Here is a 22,167-nt window from a genome sequence, read left to right on the forward strand (position 1 = left end):
ATTTAGTTTTTTCCTAACCAGTCCCAAAACTGTTCTTCCTGATCAATGAAATACATTTCCATTGGCAAATAATATAAATGGTTCGCTAGATTAGGCAATTGCGCTAATTCAGCCTTTAAACGCACATAATCCTTGTGAGTAGTCAAAAATCCCTCGTCCCCTGCCATCATTTTGGCCTGTTGCTCTAACTCTAACAATTCAATCTCCGTAAACCGGTGGTGATCAGCATAAATCACCTCCTCTTGAATTTGACCTAAGGAAGCGGCATAGGCGAAAAAGGGCTTGGGATCTGCAATTCCGGCAAATAAAGACCATTTACTCGGTAAATATTCCCTTGAACCTTGCGGCTTGCCATATCGGACACTCGTATAAAAGATCGGTTTCTCCTCCTTGGTATTCCGCAAAACGCCTTGGGCAAAATTCGATTTTTGTTCTTTCGTTAAAATACCCGGACAACGGGTCACGATCACCGCATCTGCTCGTTTAATTCCTTTAGCAGACTCCCGTAAACGTCCCTGAGGCAGCATAGAATCGGTATAAAAAGGCTGTGAGAAGGTAGAACAAACCAAATTGACAGACCCTTTTATCGAGCGATGTTGAAAAGCATCGTCTAATAAAAGTACATCCACTTCCGGCATTTGCTGAACTCCTTTCACCCTATTTTCACAAACGACCACTGGCAGTTCAGGAAATACCGTTTTATAGGCCAAAGGTTCATCGCCCACCTCCTCCGCCGTCGAATCTACTTGCACGTTTAGATAGCCCTTCGTTTTACGGCCATACCCACGGCTTAAAATCCCTAATCGATCGTCTCCGCGCCAGTTTTGGACCAAATAAGTAACTAAAGGACTCTTCCCCGTTCCACCTACCGACAAATTGCCCACCACAATGATGCGCGGTTTATCAAAGGAGGTAGACGGCAAAATTCCCCAGTCATAGAGTTTATTCCGGACGTAGGTAATCAGGCCAAAAAGCAAGGACGGAAGAATGGTAATTAGCTGCTTCATATAATAACCTTAAAGCTAAAAATAATACGGGAGGGCACAAAATCGAATAGAAAATAATAAATTGCATCATGTCAAAAATCAGCCTCCGATTTCATCCGCACGAACTCCTATTTCATTTCGAAGCAGGAACTTCCCGGGGTGTTCTAACGAAGAAGAAATCCTATTTTGTCGAGCTTTCGGATGGTGTTCGATGCGGCATTGGAGAAGCTGGACCATTATATGGTTTAAGCCCTGAGTATTCGGAGGATTGCGCTGCTGCCTTTGAAAAAGCTTTGCGGCCTTTTCAAGGGTTATCCTTACCGACAGACATAAAAGAATGGATTGCTGAAATCCCTTTCGAACAACCTTCTTTTCGATTCGCCTTAGAAACGGCCTACCACGATTTCGCCGCGCCATTTACCAATAGATTTGCTCAGGGAGAAAAATCTCTACCCATCAATGGGCTCATCTGGATGGGTAGTGCCGACTTTATGCGCGAGCAAATCGAACAAAAATTAGCACAAGGTTTTTCTTGCCTTAAATTAAAGATCGGTGCGATTGATTTTGAAACCGAGCTTTCGCTTTTGAAAAGCATTCGCTCTCGCTTTTCCGCAGAACAATTAATTTTACGTGTCGATGCAAATGGCGCCTTTTCACCTGCTGAGGCACCCTATAAACTAGAGAAATTAGCCGCTTACGACCTGCATTCCATCGAACAGCCCATTAAAGCTGGTCAAGTAGAAGAAATGCGAAAGCTCATTGCTCTACAAATACTCCCCATCGCCTTAGATGAAGAATTGATAGGGATGCAAGACAAATCTATCGCCTCATTCATCGACCCCGATTACATCATCTTAAAGCCAAGCTTTTTAGGTGGAATCCAAGCGACCCGCGATTGGATAAATTGGGCTACAGAAAAGGGAAAAGATTGGTGGATTACCTCTGCTTTAGAATCCAACATCGGATTACAAGCCATCGCTCAATTGACTGGGGATTATGACGTAAAAATTCCACAAGGCTTAGGAACTGGGCAACTCTACACGAATAATTTTGCCTCGGGATTATCGATCGAAAAAGGAAATATTCTTTTTGACCCCACATTTCCAAGGGAATCTCCGTTTCAGCCCCTATCTTTGTAAAAACAAATCCGTTTAGAATGAATACGATTGATGAGGCGATGATCGCCATCTTAGAAAAGCGATTAGAATTGAGCAAATTGAACTACTCAGATGATACTTACGATGATGTAGAGGAAATGCTACACGATTTGGAAGATGATTTCAATGAGAAATACGGAGATCAATTAGAAGACATTTTGGAGAAAGTGCATTTAAAGCACTGCCCAGAATCGGATGTTTTATTACCTACGGCCTATTTAGCAAAGAAATTCGTGGAAACGGCTGATGGCGAAATCGAAATTGGTATGAAAGAAGGCGTTGAAGTAGAATGGATCGAAGATCCAGTTGCAAACGCTCGCTTAGTCTTGTTACCCGCTCCTACCCGCGTTTTATTGATGACACCTAAGGGCATCGATATTGTCTGGGAAGCAGAATAAACTATATTGTCTGGGAAGCAGAATAAATAGAAAGGGGCTCGATGAGCCCCTTTTTTTATATCCAGTTTATTCCTTTTTTCAATAGATCAAAGGTCTTCTGACCATCCGGAAACACCTTCGGATCGTACATATATTCCCAAGCCGCCATCGGGGGCAAACTCATCAAGATCGATTCCGTTCTTCCATTCGTCTCTAAGCCAAACTTCGTTCCTCTGTCATGTACTAGATTAAATTCTACGTAACGTCCGCGGCGAATGTATTGAAACTCTTTTTCCGCTTGCGTAAACTCCCGCGATGCATTCAATCGCATTAAATGACTATAAATAGGCTCGAAGGATTCTCCTACGGCTTTGACAAACTCAAATACCGCTTCTCTATCTCCTTTGATATAATCGAAGAAAATACCTCCAACTCCACGAGTCTCTTCCCGGTGTGGGCTGTAGAAATAATCATCCGCCCAGGTTTTGTATTTCGGATAAAAGCTCGAATCAAATCGATCACAAACGGCTTTCAATTGCTCGTGAAACCACTTTGCTTGTTCCGGAATGATAATATGAGGCGTCAAATCAATTCCACCACCAAACCAAAATTCCCCATTACTCAACTCAAAATACCGCACATTCATGTGAATGATGGGTACCCAGGGATTCTCTGGATGCATCACGATGGAAACACCAGTCGCAAAGAACTCGACTTCTTCCGTGACATTCAGGCTAGTGACCATCTTCGGATGCAAAGGCCCTTCGACAGCTGAGAAATTAACTCCACCCTTCTCTAAAATAGCTCCATTGGCAATGACTCGAGTTCTTCCGCCACCACCATCTGCTCGAGTCCACTTGTCCTCTTTAAAAGAAGCCACTCCATCTGTCGCAGCTATTCCCGCACAAATCTTATCCTGTAAGCCTTGAAAATAGGCTGCAATATCGTGTTTATTCATTTTATTGAGGAGAACCCGTCGAGTCTGACGCGGTCGCATTATCATCTAACAAGGCATTCATCGAATCCAATTCAGCATCAGAAACTTGAAGGGAATCTGGCAAAGCATAAGAACCGTTTGAGCAATCAAAATCCTTCTTCACCACACGGCGATCTAATTTCTCAAAAGGCTCCGGGCGGTATTGCGCTAACAGAGGATCTTTGACCACTTTAATCATGAAGCGCTTAAAGATCGGCAGTGCCGTTTTCGATCCCTCCCCTAAAGCACCCGTTCTAAAGTGAATCGAACGATCATCTCCTCCTACCCAAACCCCAGAAATCAAATTATGCGACATCCCGATGAACCAGCCATCGGAATGATTCGAAGTCGTTCCTGTTTTACCCGCAAAAACACGCGCATAGCGATTGTCTTTAGGCAATAAAATATCTCCTTCTCCATATAATAAAGAGCTACCTGTTCCACTTTCGTGAATAACACCCTCCAGCATATAGCGGACTAATTGTGCTGATTCCTTTCGAATCACTTGCTCCATGGTAGGATCAAATCGTTGCAATACCTTTCCATTTTGATCTTGAATCTCTTGAACGAGCATCGGCTCCACGTGCATCCCCTCATTGACAAAGGCAGAATAAGCTCCTATCATCTCGAAGAGATTGACATCAAAAGAGCCTAAACCGATCGAAGCAACCGCTTTTAATGGACTCTTAATCCCCATCTTCTTGGCATAATACATCACAGTATCCGCCCCTACTTCATTCGTAAGTCGAGCGGTAACGGAGTTAATACTTTGGGCTAAAGCACGCTTAATCGGCATTTCTCTACCTGAAAAACTACCATTTGCATTACCAGGACGCCACATTTCTTTCTCTCCTTTTGCATTCTCTACTTCGATTTCAAACGGCTCATCACGCATCAGGTAACAAGGCGAAAGATCCTTAGGACCATCAATCGCTGAAGTATACACGAAAGGTTTAAACGTCGAGCCCGGTTGACGACGACCTTGTTTAACGTGATCGTATTTGAAATATTTAAAGTCCAAACCGCCCACCCAGGCCTTAATGTGACCCGTGAATGGATCCATCGTCATCATACCCGCTTGTAAGAATTTCTTGTAATATTGGATCGAATCATAGGCACTCATCGTGCGCTTTTCTTCCCCCATCGAGTTACGCGAATAGACCCACATATCACGCTTCACATCCTTCATGTAGTGCTTGACGGAATCAGGGTTCTTAGGAAAACGAGCCGATAAATACTTATAATATTCTGTTCGTTTCGCTACCGTATCGATGAAGCCAGGTATTTCTTGACCGTTTTCGCCTACCCACGGATTCTGGTTTGCCCAGTGATTATCAAAGTTCTTTTGGGTGGCACGCATCCCTTCTTCCACGGATTCCTCTGCATAAATCTGCATTTTCGAATCGATCGTCGTCACAATTTTTAAACCGTCACGGTATAAATCTAATTCGATATCATTCTTCTCTGCCCATTCGTTCAAGTATTTTGCCACAGCGACTTTGAAATAATTTCCTGTGCCATCATAAGGAGATTCCTCGTTTTCATGCAACTCGATAGGCATAACGGCTAGTGAATCATAATCTACTTTGCGCAAGTATCCTGCTTTCACCATTTGGGCTAGAACCACATTACGGCGCTTCCAGGCTTTGTTTTCTGCCAAAGGCTTCCCTTTGTACCGCTTCGGGTTATAGGTCGTCGTCGCTTTCTGCAAACCTACTAAAATTGCAGCCTCTTGGATATTTAAACTATCCGGAGAAGTATTGAAATAGGTTTTCGAAGCCACCTTGATTCCGTAGGCATTATTGCCATAATCTACGGTGTTCAGATACCATAAAATGATCTCGTCTTTGGTATAAAAACGCTCTAATTTGATGGCAGTGACCCATTCTTTGGACTTATAAATCAACTTATTTAATCCGGGGATATAGCCCAAAAGACCCGTCTTCACAAAGCCTTTCTTCGTTCTCGTTTTAAATAAATTCTTCGCTAATTGTTGAGAAATCGTACTTCCACCACCACGATCTCCTCCTTTAGCGATACCCACTAACACACCCGCCCACGCTTGAAAATCGATTCCTGTATGCTCGTAAAAACGCGCATCTTCGGTCGCCACTAAGGCCTTCACTAAATAGGGTGAAATCTGATTAAAATCGCGTATTGGCGTTCTATTCTCCGCAAAAAACTTGCCTAATAGCACTCCATCTGCCGAATAAATCTCGGATGCTTGGGATAATTTAGGGTTCTGCAAATCATCGACGCTTGGCATCTCTCCAGTTAAAAAGAAGAAATTCGTCTCAATGACTAGTAAATAAACCAATACAAATAAGGCTGTCTTCGCAAAGAACTTATACCCTTTTACGATGGGTTGATAATAAGGAGTGGTTTTATCCACTTTGGAATCGTAATAAGCCTGCACTTTGCGACCTTGCGTTTGCACAAATACTTGCCCTAAAACTACATAGCCTATACAAATGCTATAAATACGCTCCCCTACTACTTTTTTGAAACCCGCTAACAATAACAAGCCTAAAGCGGACACTTTCGCTGAAACGAACGCCTTCACCTGAGCATATTTCACTTTGATATTTGCTAGCATATTAGTCGATTTCTAATTTTTCCAAGATACTCATTAAATCAGAAAAATCGCGAAAACCCGGACGGTCTTCTTTTCCTGCGGTTAAACCGATTCCTTGGATTGATGTTTGTTCCACCCACTCGGCTAAATCTTCCTCTGGAACGTCTAAACCTAAAATAATCGGATATTGAGCCGCCCAAATTTCAATCGAGGATTCCATTCCCTTCAAAGATTCTGGACCCTCGCCCACTAATAAAAAGTAACTCACATAGGGCGCAGCTGAAGCAAATAGAGCAGGTAAATTACCCGTATCTATGTTTACGCGCAGAATTTTAGGTAAATCAATGTCTTGAATCAACACCAAATTCACTTTCGAATCAATCTCGATTGCATCTGGTTGATGCGAAGCCACTAAAGCCTTTATTTCCTCCGGTTTCAATCCTGCACACTCACCTACGATCTGAACGCCAGCTAACCAGTTTCTGATTTCCACTAATTTCTCTAAAGGCATCGCCAAAGGGAAACCCAACCACTCCACTCCCATTCCTGCGCAGTAGCGCGCATCGGAGAGATTTTCAATCGAACTGACTTTGACTTTCGTTTTTAACATAGACGGTATTTGAATAATGAGCAAAAATACGCTTTGTACACGTATTTACAAAGATTAGCCGTAACTTGCAGCATAATTTCGTCAGGCATTGAACCTGAGCAGCAAATATGGAGAAAAAAGGACGCGTTTTAGTCGCTATGAGCGGCGGAATTGACAGCTCGGTCGCAGCTGTTTTACTACACGAACAAGGGTATGAGGTCATCGGAATGACGATGAAAACCTGGGATTACGCCAGCTCTGGTGGCGATAAAAAGGAAACAGGCTGCTGTTCTTTGGATTCCATTAATGATGCGCGTCATATCGCCGTTTCCCTCGGTTTCCCCCACTACATATTAGATATCAGAGAGGAATTTGGTGATTCTGTCATCGATTACTTTACGAATGAATACATCGAAGGCCGCACGCCTAATCCTTGTGTAATGTGCAATACGCATATTAAATGGGATGCTTTATTGCGTCGTGCGGATCAATTAGGTTGCGAATTTATTGCGACGGGCCACTATGCGCAGATTAGAGAAGAGAATGGCCGTCATATTATTTCCAAAGGCGTAGACGTTTTGAAGGACCAGAGTTATGTGCTTTGGGGCGTTTCACAAGAAAGTCTTGCCCGCACAATTTTACCTTTAGGTCATTTGACGAAAGCACGCATTCGTGAGATGGCCACAGAGCGTGGTTTTGTGGATTTAGTCAATAAGTCCGAGAGTTATGAAATCTGTTTCGTGCCGGATAACGATTACCGTGGGTTCTTAAAAAGACGCGTTCCTGAACTAGAGGAGCAAGTGAAAGGCGGAAATTTCATCGATACGGAAGGAAAAATCATCGGTAAACACGAGGGCTATCCTTTTTATACAGTGGGCCAAAGAAAGGGATTAGGAAAGGCTTTCGGCTATCCCGCCTTTGTGATCGAAATTCGCAAAGAGACGAACGAAGTGGTGATTGGTAAAGTTGAGGATTTAAACCGCACGGGGATGTGGGTAGGTCAATTAAACCTACAAAAATACGATTCTATTCCTGTAGAAGGAATTGAAACCATCACCAAAGTGCGCTATAAAGATGCGGGAACCGCTGGACACATTGAGCAAGTGGGAGATCGCATTAAAGTAGATTTTGCCTTCGATGTTTCAGGTATTGCGCCTGGACAAGCGGCCGTATTTTATGAGGGCGATGATGTCGTGGGTGGTGGCTGGATTTTAAAGTCCTACCAGAAAGGCAGCGTCTTTGAAAATATCCAATCCTTTCAGACTACTTAATTTTCGTGTGAATGCGGGGCATTTGAATCAGCTCCATATCAAAAATCCGCTTACCTTCAATCTTGAATTGTAGTGCCGTTTGCTCGGAATGAAATCCGTGTTGACCCGCAGCACCCGGGTTCAAAAAGAGCATCTGATTGCGATTTTGATCTCTTTTTACTTGTAAAATGTGGGAATGACCACAGACAAAGATCATAGGTAATCCCATCGAAAAAGTCTCTAAAGCATCAGGCTTATAGGAAGAGGGCGCACCCGCGATATGCGTCATGGCGACCGTCACTTGCTCGCAGGTGAAGCGGGCGATTTTAGGAAACATGTTCCGAATGGTTCGGTCATCGATATTTCCATACACGCCATACACAGGCTTCCCAAAACCCATCAACGTATCAGCCACCGCCACCGAACCCCAATCACCCCCGTGCCAAATCTGATCGCAGGCTTCCACGTGCGGGATCAAACGTGTATCCAAATAAGAATGGGTATCAGAAAGAACTAAGATTTTCTGCATTTATTTCTTGTGCAAAGAGAGTAGTTGTCCTGTCGAAATCAACGTATTAGACTTCCAAAGTGCTTTTTCTGACTCAAAGGCAGCCTTCTTTTCTGCACTGATTTCCTTCGTTACCCAAGCAGGAGAACCCGCATCTTTCCAAGCAGAATACCAAAAAGAAGCGACCCTGTGAGAAGATTGAATCATGCGCCCCTGAATGGAAGAGCCTAATTTTGCTGCATAGGCTTGAATAAATTCATCCGTATAATAACGCTGCATTTTTCCGTAGCGCTCGACCATTTTAAAGGATTTCTCCTCTCCTAAAGCCTGGCGAACTTCCGTTTCTACCTTAAACATTTCCGGCAACATCGCGTGAGACTCTAGTAACACTTGGAAGATAAAATCCTGAGGTTTGGCAATATAAGATGCCGCATGAGGCTGATATAAGGCGTAATTCTTTAATTGCGCTTCAGGAACAAGGGATTCCCAAAGCACGTGCATCCCTTTTTGGTTTGTTAATTGTCCATCGTGATTCCTTGTGGTATGCAAGGGTACGTGCACATCTGATACATAATGGCCTAAATCGGCCGCGTAAAATAACACAGAATCACGCATCTCCTGTTTAAATGCATTCACTAGACGACCATATACCCGATTCACTTCCCAAGGTACTAAACCTTCTTTGCGTAAACTGTCGAAGGAATATTTCATGACAGCTTGTTTGAAATCATGCGGAATGTCCGTTCGGTAATTAGGGCCAAAGACAGGGGAATCCATATCCAAATAGTGCTTAGAATCCTCCGTCTTGTCATCTTTCCGTCGCACATCTGGGCGAATGGATTGTTGTACGATGTAGTCCTGATTAGCATAGAAAAACAGACCTAAATCTGCAGGCAGTGGATAAATAGCAATCTGCTGCAGGGTTTTATGAGCTAAAAAGCCCCAAGAAACCAAAAATCCACAAACAAAAAGGAGGGAAAGTTTACGCATATTATTTTTTTGAAATGAATGTTTTAGGAGAGTGTCCGTATTGTTTTTTAAAGGCGCGTGTAAAATAGGCCGGATCATTGAAGCCTACTTGGTAAGCCACCTCTGAGACATTCAATGAACCCTTTTCTAATAATAGTCTAGCTTGTTGCAAACGAATAGAGCGAATAAATTCGTTTCCAGCTAGCGAAGTTAACATTTTCAACTTACGATACAGCTGCATCTTGCTCATATCCATCGCTTGCTCTAAATGTTCTACATCGAAATCGGCTTCCTCTAGATGCTCGATGACCACTTGCGTAGCTTTCGAAAGAAATTCATCTTCGAACACGAATGCCTGCTGTAAATCTTGATTTAGAACCGAATCTTGCCAGCTTTTGCGCAAGCGTTCTTTCGCTTCCAATAATTTAGCCACTCTTAATTCCAAAATATCCGCATGGAAAGGCTTGGAGATGAAATCATCTGCGCCGGACTGCATTCCTTCGATTTGGCTTTCCTGTGAGCTTTTCGAAGTTAATATAACGACCGGTATATGACTTGTCTTCGCGTTCTTGCGAATCTGCTTGCACAAATTCACTCCTGACATACCTGGCATCATCCAATCCGTAATCACCACATCGGGCAAATAAGTCAAGGCCATTTCTAAGCCAGTCTCTCCTCTATCCGCCTCTATCACCTGAAAGGTACCTTCAAAAATCTCCCGTATAAAAGCCCGCATTTCGGCGTGATCTTCGACGATTAATAAAATCTGTTTCTCTTGCTGAATAACCTGGGCTGAGTCGACTAGTTGACTCTGTAACTCTTTGACTTCTTTCGACCCCGACTTCACCCAAGCCGGATCAAATGCCTCCAGCGTAACAGGGAACTGGATTTTAAAATCAGAACCCGCTCCCAGATCACTTTGAACTTCAATGGAACCCCGATGTACCTCTATCAATTCTTTACACAAAGAAAGTCCTACTCCCGTTCCTACCCGATCTACTTTCTCCGGAATTTGATAGAAACGATCAAATATATGCTGTCTATGTTCCGCACTAATTCCTTTCCCCGTATCAGAAACATGAATCGAAACTCGATTGATGGATTCCGATGCCCCTTTATATACCTTATGTAATTCTAAACGTATACCTATGATTCCATCCTCTGGGGTGAATTTAAAGGCATTCGAAAGGAGATTTGTGACACATTTTTCAATGATATCAGCATCGTAGTAAACAAACAAGGATTCAACGGGCGCATCCCATTTTAACTTAATCTGCTTTTGCTGAGCATAAGCATCAAAGCTTTGTTTGATGGAATGCAATTGACGGACCAAATCGTGCTTCTCCACGACGGGTTGTACGTTTCCGGATTCGATTTTGGACAAATCAAGTAGCTGATTGATCAGTCTCAAAAGTTTTTGTGCGTTTTGGTAAATCGAATTAATCTTTGTCTTCTGGTCTTTATTCAGGCTCGCATTCGAGAGGAAATACTTCTCTAATGGACTGGTTATAAGGGTCAAAGGAGTCCGTAATTCGTGTGAAATATTCGTAAAGAAATGTGTTTTTACCTGCTCTAGTTCTTGAATACGTTCCTTCTCAATCTCTTTCAAGCGCAAATCCGTTCGGAAAGCTTCTCTCACCTGCACCTCGCGAATAAACGCATAAATGACTGCCGCTAACAAGACTACATAAAGTACATAAGCCCACCAGGTGCGGTACCAAGGCGGGAGCACCGTTATCTTTAACTCATAGGGTTTTTCTGCCCAAATTCCATCTGAATTACTCGCTTTGACTTTAAAAATATAATCTCCGGGACTTAAATTAGTATAGGTCACCGTCCGCTGCGTTCCTACTACATTCCATTCGTTTTCAAAGCCTTCTAAATAATAGGCATAGCGGTTATTTTTAGGCCTTTGGTATTCTAAAGCGACAAAGTCCAAACTAAACACGGATTGATTCGGCCGCAAAACGAGGTGTTTGGTAGACAGGATATCAACACGAAGAGGCGAGTTATCTTCACCTGCTTCAACCTCTTTATTAAAAATTTTGAGTTTGGTGAAATAGACTGGCGGCACATCTAATCGCATGCGCAAACTGTCTGATTTCATGTAATTTAAGCCATTTACGCCACCAAAAAACAACCAATTTTGGCTATTCTTCGCCACCGCGTTCGTCATAAATTCTTTCCCCTGCAATCCATCTGCCTCTTCGAAATTGACAAATTTCAAGGTCTTTCCATCCATCTTCGAAATTCCCCCATTCGTACTGAACCACATATCCCCTTTCGCATCCTCCACCATTCCACGCAAAGAATTACTTCCTAATCCATTATTGACGGTGAACACTTTAAATCCTTTGCCAGCCCCCAGGTATTGATTTAATCCTCCACCCTGCGTCATTACCCAAATCCGCTTCTGACGATCTTGGTAAATTTTATTCACATGATTATAACTCAAGGCCCCAATTTCAGCTGATTTCACATAATGACGTAATTTTCTATTGCTAACGTCGAAAACATATAATCCAAAACCGACCGTACCCACCCAAATCTCCTTTCCATTCAAAACCCGGATGGCCGCAATCGATTTATTCAAGAAATTCTTTTTACCTAGTTCGGCAAAAGGAACACGGTATTGTTTCGTCATCGGATTGAATGCGACTACTCCCATCCCTTGCGTTCCAAGAAGAAACTCCGAATTAAAATTTTCTAGGGTATTAAAATTCGCTTCTCTGACACCGGGTTTGAAAGGGTAATCCTTCAGCTGACGCTCTTTTGTGAACAGATTTATCCCTTTTCCCCAAAGTCCTACCCACACTCCTCCATCTCCAGACGGATGTATAAAATTGACATCATAGGTCTCCGTAGAATTTAATTTATTACTCGATGCACTCTGCAAGTAATGCGTAACTTGGCCCGATTTATGGTTAAAATAGGATAAACCCACATTACTTCCTACCCAAACGCCTTGATCACCATCTGCCAGCAACGTACTTACCTTATTACTGAGTAAACCTTGCAGGGTATTGGGTTTGTAGCGGAGGACGGCGAAGCGAGGCTTTTGGAAAAAAGAAATGTTCAAACCAGCCTCCCATGTTCCCACCCAGGTGTTTTGATTCGCATCCGTAAAAAGACTCATGACGGAGTTAGAAGAAAGACCTAATTCTGGATCTGGATTAGAGGGGATATTCGTGTAGGATTTAAAATCCTCTCCATTTAACTTATAAACGCCATTATCTGTTCCTATCCAAAGATTTTGTAGCGCGTCTTTAGCGATTGAAGTCACAATATTCTGACGGGATAAAGGATCGGATGCTTGGTAGAAAACAACCTTAAATTGCTGGGTCTTGGGCGTGAATCGATAAATACCACGACCATCCGTTCCCACCAAAATATCCCCATTCTTTGTCTCAAATAAGGCACGAACCCGATTATTATTCGCACCAAATTGGTAAGGAATAAAACTATGTGCATTTAATTGAGACACTAAAAAACCAGTCCTAGTACCCATCCAAACAGTGCCCGACGAGTGTTTGAACAGCCGAACCACTTCTTTTACAATAGTGTTTTTCCATTCTGATTCAGCGCTTATTAGTTGATTCGTACGAATATCGTAGACCAAATAACCCAGCCCTAAAACAGCCACACCCATTCTGCCTTTACCTATATTGAGAATACTTGGAATATTAGAGTTGGATAAATCTTGCCCGGTAGGCCCTTTCGAAAATCGTGTAATTTTACCCGTCGCTAATTCAATCTTATTCAAACCAGAATTACGCGTACCTACCCATAAGTTACCCTCATCATCTTGCGCCACCGTAAAAATCTCACTTCCACTAAGGGTGGTAGGATCACTCGGATCATTCCGGTAAATCTTAAAATTATGCCCATCGTAACGATTCAAACCATCACCTGTCGCAAACCAAAGAAAACCTTGCTTATCTTGAATGATCTTGTAAACGGAACTTTGGGACAAACCAGATGCCGTACTTAAGCGTTCATAGCGCGTCTGCTTTTGAGCTTGAAGACTCAAAACAGCACACATCGCCAAGAAGAAAAATAGCCTTTTCATTCGAATCTTAAAATTAGGGAATAATACCAGGAAATTGGACGGATTTGTCCTGAAATAAGCAAATGCAAGAATTGTCCACGTATTTGAAAGATTCGTCCTATGCTACACCATGCCATCACTGTAATTTTGGGACAAGAATTTTTCTTCGATATGAATAAAGCATTTGTTTCATTTAACGTAAAGAATTCAGGAAACAAAATCCCTAAATACCAGCAATTAGTGAATTCACTTTTGCAGGATATTGAGATGGGGGAGCTAAAACCTGGCGAGCGATTGCCGTCCATTAATGAGGCTTCGGAAGAATGCTACCTTTCTCGCGACACTGTGGAAAGAGCCTATACCGAGTTACATAAAATGGGTGCGATCACGTCCATTTTCCGCAAAGGTTATTTCATTTCAGAGTCCAGTTTAAAAGTAAAGACAAAAGTACTTTTCTTGATTGGCCGGATGACAGAAACGAATCAAACCTTGTACAATGCCTTTCTGGATCATTTTGGCAAAAATGTGATGGTGGATATTTACACCTACCAATACAAACCCAAGGAGTTCAAGGAAATCATTGGACAACAATTAGGCAATTACCATTATTACCTGATTCAACCGCATTTAATCGATGAGGATGAAGAAACGGTGAAGATATTACAGAAAATAGCGGGGGATCGCTTGATTTTATTGGACCAAAACTTCGGAACCATCCGTCATTCCAGTCTTATCTGCCCTCCTAACCCCTCGCTAAAGAAGATTTTTAATACCCAACTAAACCTGTTTAATAAGTACCGCAGCCTTAATTTAGTGTTGAGCGAAGACGAATACTTCGATCCTGAATTAATCAATGCGTGCAGTGAATTCTGCGAAGCGAATTCATTGAAATTCCAAGTATTGGATGGCCTAGAAGAGGACGACTTTCAACAAAAGGAAATTTATTTCACTTTGTCGGATACCGATCTTTTCCAGGCTATCAAATACGCGGAGAAAAAGAACTGGAGTTTAGGTACAGATATTGGCATCATCTCCTTGAACGATCATCCCTTTAAGGAAATTATTGCCGGGGGCATCACCGTGGTGAGCACACATCCGGAGAAGTTAGGCCAAAAAGCGGCCGAAATGATCCTTAACAATCAAAAGACAGCAGAGGTCATCGAACCGAGCTTACTTATACGACAATCACTTTAGGGTTTTATTTTGCTTGAAAAGGGCCGTGGTTTCACGGCCTCTTTTTTTTCACGTAATCGATGTTTCGTTGAATGCCCTTCAGCTTGGTACGCTTGATCGCAGAATAGTGAAATAAGGTCTGAAAAACTTCTTCAGACAATCCTTCCCAATCCACATCTTGCAGATTCGTTTCGAATCTTGGTTCTCGGTGCGGCTTCGAAAATCGATTCCAAGGACACACGTCTTGGCAAATATCACAGCCAAAAATCCAGTTTTGAAAATCTCCCTGCAAGCTGGCCGGCATTTGATCCTTTAATTCAATTGTAAAATAGGAAATACATTTACTCCCATCCACCACATAGGGCGTAATGGCATCCGTAGGACAAGCGTCAATACATCGCGTACAGGTACCACAAAAGTCTTTGATAGGCCCATCTGGTGTGGCAGGTAAATCAATCAGCAGCTCTGCTAGGAAATAAAAACTCCCCTTTTTCGGAATAATCAAATTCGCATTCTTCCCTATCCAACCCAAACCAGACTTCTTCGCCCACGCTTTTTCTAGCACAGGTGCAGAATCTACAAACATCCTCCCCGAAAATTCCCCTAGATCCGTTTGTAAGGCATCCCATAAACCTTGCATCTTGTCTTTGATGACCCGGTGGTAATCTTCACCATAAGCATATTTTGAAATCTTGAAATCATTTACCGCGATTTCTTCCGCGGGAAAATAATTGTAGACCAGGGAAACGACGGTTTGGCAACCGTCTACCAGCTTTCGAGGATCCAGACGTTTATCGAAATGGTTCGCCATATAGGCCATTTCACCGTGTTGATTCGAATTTAACCAGGCTTCTAAACGCGGCGCCTCTTCCTCTAAGAATCCTGCTTCAGAAATACCACAAAAGGCAAAACCGAAAGACTGAGCTTTGGCCTTAATTAGACGGGAAATTTCTGCTGGACTTTTTGACATTTGTTTAAAATTACAAAGGTCATTTCAATTATGCCAAAGTGTCAGAAAATTGTTTTTGGTATTGAATTTGTATGAAGGATTTCGCAATCGTAATTTTGTATCATGAAAAAGAAAGAAAACGAACAAACGCCTGAGGAAGAAATTATCAATCAAGAAGTAGAAAACACGCAAGAAGCTGAAGAAACGGCACCTGTAGATGAATTAGCAGAGATGAAGGAGAAATACCTTCGCCTGTATTCAGACTTCGAAAATTTCCGTAAACGTACGGCTAAAGAGAAAATAGAACTCATCCAAACTGCTTCGGAACGTTTAATCGTCGACTTATTACCTGTCATCGATGACTACGAACGTGCATTAGCGAATGCACCTGAGGGAGAAATCTCTGAAGGAACGCAATTAATCTTCTCTAAAATTGGTAACATTCTGCAATCCAAAGGATTAAAGGAATTACCCGCGAAAGGCGAAGTATTCGACGCCGAGTTACACGATTGCATCACGCAATTCCCTGCCCCTTCTGAAGAAGAAAAAGGCAAAGTGGTCGAAGTAGTTGAAAAAGGATATACACTGAATGAAAAAGTCATCCGCTTTGCGAAAGTGGTGGTTGGAAATTAATAGAAAATGGCGCAAAAAAGAGATTATTACGAGATTTTAGGAGTTTCTAAATCCGCATCGGAAGACGAGATTAAGAAGGCTTACCGCAAAATGGCGGTGAAATACCATCCGGACAAGAATCCAGATAACAAGGAGGCTGAGGAGAAATTTAAGGAAGCAGCAGAAGCCTATGAGGTGTTAAGCAATTCCCAAAAGAAGGCACAATACGACCGTTTCGGTCACGCTGGAATGGGTGGCGCTGCTGGCGGTGGTTTTGGCGGTGGCGGAATGAACATGGAGGATATCTTCTCTCAGTTTGGGGATATTTTCGGAGGTGGGGACGAGAGTCCATTCGGTAGCTTCTTCAACCAAGGCCGTGGCGGCGGTGGTCGTCGTCAACGCAGAGGAACGGATCTTCGCATCAAATTGAAGCTAAATCTGGAAGAAATCGCGAATGGCGTAGAAAAGAAAATCAAGGTAAAACGCCACGTAGCCTGTAAATCTTGCTCAGGTAACGGTTCTAAAAACGGAACTGACTTGAAAACCTGCGGCACTTGCCAAGGTTCTGGTCAAGTTCGTCAAGTACAACAAACCATGTTAGGCCAAATGGTCACTTCCTCTACCTGTCCTCATTGTAGCGGAGAGGGTAAGACCGTAGGTGCAAAATGTGGCGACTGCTTCGGAGAAGGCCGTGTACTAGAAGAAGAAATCATCCCGATCAAAATCCCTGCTGGCGTCTCAAACGACATGCAGCTTTCGATGTCTGGAAAAGGAAACGTTCCCCCTCGTGGTGGCGTAGCCGGTGATTTACTCATTGTTATTGAAGAAGAAGCACACGATTTATTACACCGCGACGGAAACAACGTGATCTATGATCTATATGTAAACTTTGTGGATGCTGCCTTAGGCACGTCAGTAGAGGTGCCTACTATCGGTGGAAAAGCAAAGATTACCTTGGATGCCGGAACGCAGAGTGGAAAAATCTTACGCTTAAAAGGCAAAGGAATAAAAGAACTAAACGGTTACTCGATTGGAGATCAATTAGTACACGTAAATATCTGGACACCTAAACAGGTTAGTAAAGAAGAAACGGAATTATTAGAAAAACTCCGTGCCTCCCCTAACTTCGCTCCTCAACCAGGGAAAGCGGAGAAAGGATTCTTTCATAAGGTGAGGGATATGTTTTCGTAGAAAAGCGAAGCTTTTCAAAGAGCAAAGTCCAAAGTTCAAAGAGCAAACATTAGTAAATCATAAAAAAAGCGGCAAATGCCGCTTTTTTTATTCCAAATTTGAGCATTGAACTTTGCTCTTTGGTATTTGATTTACTGAAGCCTACCCATCTGCTTCGTAAACTTCGCCTCCAATGCCTGGTATTTCGCAGGATTCACCTTCGAAGCCTTTAAAGCTGATACGACTAAGTTCATTTCGTAGATGGCTATTTGAACATCTCGTTCGTGGTACGCATAGCGACCATCTAAGTAGTAATCTAATAATTGATCATCGCGATCTACCATGCGTTTTGCAATTCTAAGCGCAGAGGTAGCATCACCCACAGCAATATACAATTCCACCATCGAAGCAGAGAATTGATCGTAAGGAATCACTTTATCAGGCATTTTTTGGTCCAAATAATCCAAGACCTTTTTCGCCTGAGCTAAACTTCCTTCGCGGACTAATTGGTCAGCTAAGCGGTACACGCTTAAACGAGCCGTCACAGATGGGATTCCTAAATAGAAATCACCATGGTAATAGATCTTATCATTATCCAGACCTTTCCAATACATCTTTTTCAAGATGTTATCAGACATGATTTGGGTATTTACGTAGCCATCATTCGCGCCAGGAATCTTGAATGGCATTAAACGATACGCATAGCCTTCTAATTGCATCGACTCCTTTAATCCTAAATATTGGTCATTAGGTAAAGTAGATGCAAAATAGATCGGACGTTTCCAGCCTGAGACTGCGTTGTTTGAGATGATCTCTAATTGAATCAATTCCCCTTTGTAGATATTGTGCGAAGGTAATTTCCAACCTAGCGCTGGTGACATGTAGGGAACGAATTGCTTAGGGAACCAATTCGTTTTAGCCACCGCAGCGATATCTACTGGAATGACCACCGAATCCGTAGGTAAGGTATTGATCGTTTCGCCTAATTGCGTTTGCTCTTGAATCGATGGACTGTCTTTATGCAATAAGTCCAAATAGTCCGGCAAAGACATCGCAGTCAAACCTTCTTTGGGATTAAATAAAATCTGGTCATTTACCCCTTCCATTAGTTGATCCTTCGTTAATTGGATAGGTAATGGCTGAGATTCATAGGTCTTGCGCTTCATTTGATCGATGTACCAGTCCGTCCCTAAAAGAGACAAGTTACAAACCCGAACGTCTGTTCTGAATCCTTCTACTTCTTGTACATACCAAAGCGGGAATGTATCATTATCCCCACCCGTAAATAGAATCGCGTTAGGTGCGCAAGAATTCAATAGGTTTTTTGCAAAATCAATTTGGTGCACACGACCGCTTCTATCGTGGTCATCCCAGTTTTGTTGGGCCAAAATCGCCGGAGCCGTTAACCCTAATAAAGCAACAATCGCCCATTTGGCCTTATCTGCTTTCACAAACTTCTGAATAAACTCTAGTATCTGCATCACCGCAAATCCTGCCCAAATCGACATGAAGTAGAAAGAACCCACGAAGATATAATCACGCTCACGCGGCTCTGTAGGTGGCGAATTCAGGTAAACGGTTAAGGCAACTCCGGTTAATACGAACATTAATATCGTCACCAATAGGTCCTTATCGTTCTTGCGCAACATGTAGAAAAACCCTAGTAATACGAAGATGATTGGTAAGAAGAAGTAATTATTACGCGCCTTATTGTTGCGTAAGATATCCGGTAATTTCGACGTATCCTCAAAGGTATTGATGGCCCAAGCATCTTGGAAATCACTTTCGCGCCCCACGAAGTTCCACAGTAAATAGCGCATGTACATATGCCCTAATTGATGCGTAAATAGGAATTCTAGGTTCTTGCCAAAACTAGGCTTCTCTCCTGCTGGGATCCCAAGCATCTCTTGGTACAGCTTCACGTGATTCGCCTGATTAGAATAAACGCGAGGTAATAACATCATTTGGGTCTTATCGTATTCATACACCGGTTTCTTTGTGTATTCTACGTATTTCCCCTCCTTCATTTTGTAGATAGGTGTTTCCGCTCCTTCTTTGTATCCAGTTACCTCTGCCGTGTAAACAGGGCCGTAAATCAACGAACGCTCGCCATATTGCTCGCGTTTTAGGTACTTTAAGAAGTTTAAGATATTACTCGGATCATTCTCATTAATAGGCGTATTATAACCTGAACGCACTAATGCTACCGTATAGGTAGAATAACCAATCAATAAGAAAACGAATGAGAATAGGGCTACGTTGAGTACTTCCTTTCCTTTGGCATACGAATAACGTATCCCAAAAACCACCGCTGCAATCAATAATATCAAGAAAACAATCGCTCCTGAACCATACGAGAATCCCAATGTATTCACGAAAGTCAACTCAAATTGGAAGGCCAAACTAGGTAAACCCGGAATGATTCCAGCATTAATGATACCTAAAATGAAGAGCGCAACTAAAATCGAAATCACCCCACCCGTTAACGTAGGTTTCTCGTAGCGTTTGAAATAATACAATAATCCCAAAGCCGGAAGCGTCACTAAGTTCAACAAGTGGACCCCAATCGACAATCCCACTAAATAGGCAATGAACAAAATCCAACGATTTGATTCTGCCCGATCCTCCACTAACTCCCACTTGAACGCTGCCCAAACCACAATCGCCGTAAAGAAAGACGACATCGCATATACCTCTGCTTCGACTGCTGAGAACCAAAACGTATCAGAGAACGTGTAAATCAAAGATCCTACCACACCGGAAGCCAATAAACCAAAACGCTCATTCGCATTCAAGTCTTCAAACGACTTCTTGATCATCTTGCGACCGATCATCACAATCGTCCAATGCAAGAATAAAATAGTCAGCGCACTACTCAACACCGATAACATATTGACCCAATAAGCCACTTTCGTTACATCACCCAGCGCAAGTAAAGAGAACATTCGTCCTAATAATAAGAACAAAGGAGCCCCGGGAGGGTGAGGTACTTGTAATTTATAAGCACAGGCAATGAACTCTCCACAGTCCCAAAAAGAGGCCGTAGGCTCCACTGTCATCGTATAGGTAATGAGCGCAATCAGGAAAACTCCCCAACCCGTCCAATTATTCAACTTTTTAAAACTCCACATAGGTCAGATTAATTAAACTGTTTTAAGAATCGCACGTCATTCTCCGTGAATAGACGTAAGTCTTTGATCTGGTATTTTAACATCGTAATACGCTCGATACCCATTCCAAAAGCAAAGCCATTATATTTCTTCGAGTCAATTCCCACATTTTCTAATACATTCGGATCCACCATTCCAGCACCGGCAATCTCTACCCAACCAGCTCCTTTGCACACATTGCAACCATCGCCTTTGCACAATAGACACGTGATGTCCATTTCAGCGCTAGGCTCTGTGAAAGGGAAATAAGACGGACGGAAACGCACTTTTGTGTCTTTCCCAAACATCTCTTTGGCAAAATGATATAAGGTATCCTTCAGATCTTTAAAACTTACTTGCTCGTCCACATAGAGCCCTTCCACTTGGTGGAAAAGGCAATGGGCGCGCGCTGAGATAGCCTCATTTCGATAGACACGACCCGGCATCACCGAGCGAATCGGTGGCTTTTGGTGTTGCATTAAACGAATCTGCACGTTAGAGGTGTGCGTACGCAATAAAACGTCATCTTGTATCTCTCCTGCCCCTTTTTCAATAAAGAAGGTATCTTGCATCTCTCTTGCCGGGTGATTCGCTGGGAAGTTTAAGGCTGTAAAATTATAGAAATCCGTTTCGATCTCCGGTCCATCAGAAACCGAGAAACCCATCCGGTTAAATATCTCCAAAATACGCGCTCTCACCTTCGTCAACGGATGAAGGCTTCCTTGCGAAATCGGGTTATAGACGGTTAAATCAGAGGGAACCTCAAAGTCAGCTGTATTACCTGCAAAAGCTTCTTGAGCCTCTTCGAACTTTGTCTCCGCGGAATTTTTCAACCCATTCAAGGCTTGACCTACCTCCCGGCGATTCTCTGCTGGCACATTTTTCAACTCATCAAAAAGAGATGCTAAGCGGCTCTTTCGTCCGACAAATTGATTACGAAAAGAGTCTAATTCGCCTTCATTCGAAATAACAAAAGCGTCAATTTCGGCCTGAAGAGCCTTTATTTGTTCATTCATTTGTGTAATTATAAAATGCGGAAACCAATAGTCGCCTGGTAATAACTCGGTTTTTGAGAATAGTTAAATCCGTTAGGAACGGCTATCGTATTATTCAATTCTGACATCGCTCCTTCGTAACGTAAGTCTAGAGATAAATTCAAAATATCAAAACCTACGCCTGCTTGATATGAAAAGCTAGAGCGATTGATAATCTCTTGAGTAGTCCCAGAGAAATAGGATTTAACTGCCGCGTCAGGATTGGTGGAAGCAGAAATGGCGTATGTTGCCACCGGTCCGGCCATCACACGTAAGGGTCCTAATTTGACTCCTAGAAGCAATGGTACGTCCAATGATTTTTGAGAAAATCCTACTACACCCTGATTCGTTGTTAGGGAATTGAGGACATCTACATTCACTTCTTTAGCTGCAAAATACACTTCCGGTTGAAAGAAAACAGTACGGCCAATGCGCGCAAATGCACCTAATTGATAACCCGTCTTATTTTCTAAATTAGCGCTTAGGCTAGCCACTTTGACGGAGGAAAGATTTACCCCTCCCTTTATTCCAATTCGGAAATAATCCGCACGAGAGTGCTTTTGAGCTGTGGCTACAGATAGGATACCCACTAAAAGGGTCATCGTCATCAATGATTTTAGAGCTTTCATGGCTGTTGTGTTTTAT

17 protein-coding genes are annotated in these 22,167 nt (G+C 42.7%); 6 read left to right on the forward strand and 11 right to left on the reverse strand.

What is annotated here, in order from left to right; all coding sequences use genetic code 11:
* Nucleotides 1-2 precede the first annotated feature (2 nt).
* Entirely contained in the window at nucleotides 3-1,007 is a 1,005-nt protein-coding gene (gene lpxK, locus EWU21_RS10350) for a tetraacyldisaccharide 4'-kinase (RefSeq protein ID WP_130896886.1), read from the reverse strand.
* 68 nt (nucleotides 1,008-1,075) lie between these two features.
* Between lpxK and EWU21_RS10355 the strand changes: the two genes are divergently transcribed.
* Nucleotides 1,076-2,125, forward strand: a complete 1,050-nt coding sequence (locus EWU21_RS10355) for an o-succinylbenzoate synthase (RefSeq protein WP_130896887.1) — start codon at nucleotides 1,076-1,078, stop codon at nucleotides 2,123-2,125.
* A gap of 17 nt (nucleotides 2,126-2,142) precedes the next feature.
* On the forward strand, nucleotides 2,143-2,541 hold the full coding sequence (locus tag EWU21_RS10360) for a hypothetical protein (protein WP_236633213.1): 399 nt from the start codon (nucleotides 2,143-2,145) through the stop codon (nucleotides 2,539-2,541).
* A 55-nt stretch (nucleotides 2,542-2,596) separates the two neighbouring features.
* Here EWU21_RS10360 and hemF read toward each other — a convergent pair whose 3' ends face one another.
* The 3 genes from hemF to EWU21_RS10375 are packed head-to-tail and all read right to left on the reverse strand — an operon-like array spanning nucleotide 2,597 to nucleotide 6,681.
* On the reverse strand, nucleotides 2,597-3,478 hold the full coding sequence (gene hemF / locus EWU21_RS10365) for an oxygen-dependent coproporphyrinogen oxidase (RefSeq protein WP_130896888.1): 882 nt from the start codon (nucleotides 3,476-3,478) through the stop codon (nucleotides 2,597-2,599).
* 1 nt (nucleotide 3,479) lies between these two features.
* Complete coding sequence (locus EWU21_RS10370) at nucleotides 3,480-6,092, reverse strand: transglycosylase domain-containing protein (RefSeq protein WP_130896889.1); 2,613 nt, start codon at nucleotides 6,090-6,092, stop codon at nucleotides 3,480-3,482.
* Nucleotide 6,093: 1 nt separating this feature from the next.
* Nucleotides 6,094-6,681, reverse strand: coding sequence for a beta/alpha barrel domain-containing protein (locus tag EWU21_RS10375; RefSeq protein WP_130896890.1), 588 nt, complete (start codon nucleotides 6,679-6,681; stop codon nucleotides 6,094-6,096).
* A gap of 107 nt (nucleotides 6,682-6,788) precedes the next feature.
* Here EWU21_RS10375 and mnmA point away from each other — a divergent pair, with 107 nt between their 5' ends.
* On the forward strand, nucleotides 6,789-7,931 hold the full coding sequence (mnmA, locus tag EWU21_RS10380; protein WP_130896891.1) for a tRNA 2-thiouridine(34) synthase MnmA: 1,143 nt from the start codon (nucleotides 6,789-6,791) through the stop codon (nucleotides 7,929-7,931).
* On the opposite strand, the gene EWU21_RS10385 is transcribed toward mnmA, so the two are convergent.
* The 3 genes from EWU21_RS10385 to EWU21_RS10395 are packed head-to-tail and all read right to left on the reverse strand — an operon-like array spanning nucleotide 7,924 to nucleotide 13,456.
* Nucleotides 7,924-8,439, reverse strand: a complete 516-nt coding sequence (locus EWU21_RS10385) for a metallophosphoesterase family protein (RefSeq protein WP_130896892.1) — start codon at nucleotides 8,437-8,439, stop codon at nucleotides 7,924-7,926. The two genes, mnmA and EWU21_RS10385, sit on opposite strands and share 8 nt — an antisense overlap.
* Nucleotides 8,440-9,408 carry a zinc dependent phospholipase C family protein gene (locus tag EWU21_RS10390; protein ID WP_130896893.1) on the reverse strand — a complete coding sequence of 323 codons (969 nt, stop codon included), beginning with the start codon at nucleotides 9,406-9,408 and terminating at the stop codon, nucleotides 8,440-8,442. It abuts the gene before it with no gap.
* Nucleotide 9,409: 1 nt separating this feature from the next.
* Nucleotides 9,410-13,456, reverse strand: coding sequence for a hybrid sensor histidine kinase/response regulator transcription factor (locus tag EWU21_RS10395; RefSeq protein WP_130896894.1), 4,047 nt, complete (start codon nucleotides 13,454-13,456; stop codon nucleotides 9,410-9,412).
* A 150-nt stretch (nucleotides 13,457-13,606) separates the two neighbouring features.
* On the opposite strand from EWU21_RS10395, the gene EWU21_RS10400 reads away from it, so the two are divergent.
* A complete protein-coding gene (locus tag EWU21_RS10400) occupies nucleotides 13,607-14,629 on the forward strand; it encodes a GntR family transcriptional regulator (RefSeq protein WP_161566423.1) in 1,023 nt (340 codons plus the stop codon).
* 31 nt (nucleotides 14,630-14,660) lie between these two features.
* Here the strand turns inward: EWU21_RS10400 and queG are convergent, their stop codons facing one another.
* On the reverse strand, nucleotides 14,661-15,578 hold the full coding sequence (gene queG, locus EWU21_RS10405) for a tRNA epoxyqueuosine(34) reductase QueG (protein ID WP_130896896.1): 918 nt from the start codon (nucleotides 15,576-15,578) through the stop codon (nucleotides 14,661-14,663).
* Nucleotides 15,579-15,680: 102 nt separating this feature from the next.
* Between queG and EWU21_RS10410 the strand changes: the two genes are divergently transcribed.
* Together EWU21_RS10410 and dnaJ are read left to right on the forward strand one after the other, a co-directional pair.
* Nucleotides 15,681-16,190: a nucleotide exchange factor GrpE gene (locus EWU21_RS10410; protein WP_130896897.1), complete on the forward strand. Its 510-nt coding sequence runs from the start codon at nucleotides 15,681-15,683 to the stop codon at nucleotides 16,188-16,190.
* A 6-nt stretch (nucleotides 16,191-16,196) separates the two neighbouring features.
* Nucleotides 16,197-17,360, forward strand: coding sequence for a molecular chaperone DnaJ (gene dnaJ, locus EWU21_RS10415; protein WP_130896898.1), 1,164 nt, complete (start codon nucleotides 16,197-16,199; stop codon nucleotides 17,358-17,360).
* Nucleotides 17,361-17,491: 131 nt separating this feature from the next.
* Here the strand turns inward: dnaJ and EWU21_RS10420 are convergent, their stop codons facing one another.
* Genes EWU21_RS10420 through EWU21_RS10430 form a run of 3 tightly spaced genes read right to left on the reverse strand, consistent with a single transcriptional unit; the run spans nucleotide 17,492 to nucleotide 22,151 of the window.
* Nucleotides 17,492-20,470 carry a DUF2723 domain-containing protein gene (locus EWU21_RS10420; protein ID WP_130896899.1) on the reverse strand — a complete coding sequence of 993 codons (2,979 nt, stop codon included), beginning with the start codon at nucleotides 20,468-20,470 and terminating at the stop codon, nucleotides 17,492-17,494.
* 8 nt (nucleotides 20,471-20,478) lie between these two features.
* The gene (pheS, locus tag EWU21_RS10425) at nucleotides 20,479-21,504 is read right to left on the reverse strand and encodes a phenylalanine--tRNA ligase subunit alpha (protein ID WP_130896900.1); all 1,026 of its coding nucleotides are present in this window, start codon (nucleotides 21,502-21,504) and stop codon (nucleotides 20,479-20,481) included.
* Between the two features lie 8 nt (nucleotides 21,505-21,512).
* Nucleotides 21,513-22,151, reverse strand: coding sequence for a porin family protein (locus tag EWU21_RS10430; protein ID WP_130896901.1), 639 nt, complete (start codon nucleotides 22,149-22,151; stop codon nucleotides 21,513-21,515).
* Nucleotides 22,152-22,167 lie beyond the last annotated feature (16 nt).

This window comes from Aquirufa antheringensis, assembly GCF_004307425.1.
GTDB classification, from domain to species: Bacteria; Bacteroidota; Bacteroidia; order Cytophagales; family Spirosomataceae; genus Aquirufa; species Aquirufa antheringensis.

Coding starts and splice junctions, on each gene's coding strand:
- lpxK (WP_130896886.1), bottom strand. CDS start 1,007: ATGAAGCAGCTAATTACCATTCTTCCGTCCTTGCTTTTTGGCCTGATT.
- EWU21_RS10390 (WP_130896893.1), bottom strand. CDS start 9,408: ATGCGTAAACTTTCCCTCCTTTTTGTTTGTGGATTTTTGGTTTCTTGG.
- EWU21_RS10410 (WP_130896897.1), top strand. CDS start 15,681: ATGAAAAAGAAAGAAAACGAACAAACGCCTGAGGAAGAAATTATCAAT.
- EWU21_RS10395 (WP_130896894.1), bottom strand. CDS start 13,456: ATGAAAAGGCTATTTTTCTTCTTGGCGATGTGTGCTGTTTTGAGTCTT.
- EWU21_RS10355 (WP_130896887.1), top strand. CDS start 1,076: ATGTCAAAAATCAGCCTCCGATTTCATCCGCACGAACTCCTATTTCAT.
- hemF (WP_130896888.1), bottom strand. CDS start 3,478: ATGAATAAACACGATATTGCAGCCTATTTTCAAGGCTTACAGGATAAG.
- EWU21_RS10420 (WP_130896899.1), bottom strand. CDS start 20,470: ATGTGGAGTTTTAAAAAGTTGAATAATTGGACGGGTTGGGGAGTTTTC.
- mnmA (WP_130896891.1), top strand. CDS start 6,789: ATGGAGAAAAAAGGACGCGTTTTAGTCGCTATGAGCGGCGGAATTGAC.
- EWU21_RS10375 (WP_130896890.1), bottom strand. CDS start 6,681: ATGTTAAAAACGAAAGTCAAAGTCAGTTCGATTGAAAATCTCTCCGAT.
- EWU21_RS10370 (WP_130896889.1), bottom strand. CDS start 6,092: ATGCTAGCAAATATCAAAGTGAAATATGCTCAGGTGAAGGCGTTCGTT.
- queG (WP_130896896.1), bottom strand. CDS start 15,578: ATGTCAAAAAGTCCAGCAGAAATTTCCCGTCTAATTAAGGCCAAAGCT.
- EWU21_RS10430 (WP_130896901.1), bottom strand. CDS start 22,151: ATGAAAGCTCTAAAATCATTGATGACGATGACCCTTTTAGTGGGTATC.
- pheS (WP_130896900.1), bottom strand. CDS start 21,504: ATGAATGAACAAATAAAGGCTCTTCAGGCCGAAATTGACGCTTTTGTT.
- EWU21_RS10385 (WP_130896892.1), bottom strand. CDS start 8,439: ATGCAGAAAATCTTAGTTCTTTCTGATACCCATTCTTATTTGGATACA.
- EWU21_RS10400 (WP_161566423.1), top strand. CDS start 13,607: ATGAATAAAGCATTTGTTTCATTTAACGTAAAGAATTCAGGAAACAAA.
- dnaJ (WP_130896898.1), top strand. CDS start 16,197: ATGGCGCAAAAAAGAGATTATTACGAGATTTTAGGAGTTTCTAAATCC.
- EWU21_RS10360 (WP_236633213.1), top strand. CDS start 2,143: ATGAATACGATTGATGAGGCGATGATCGCCATCTTAGAAAAGCGATTA.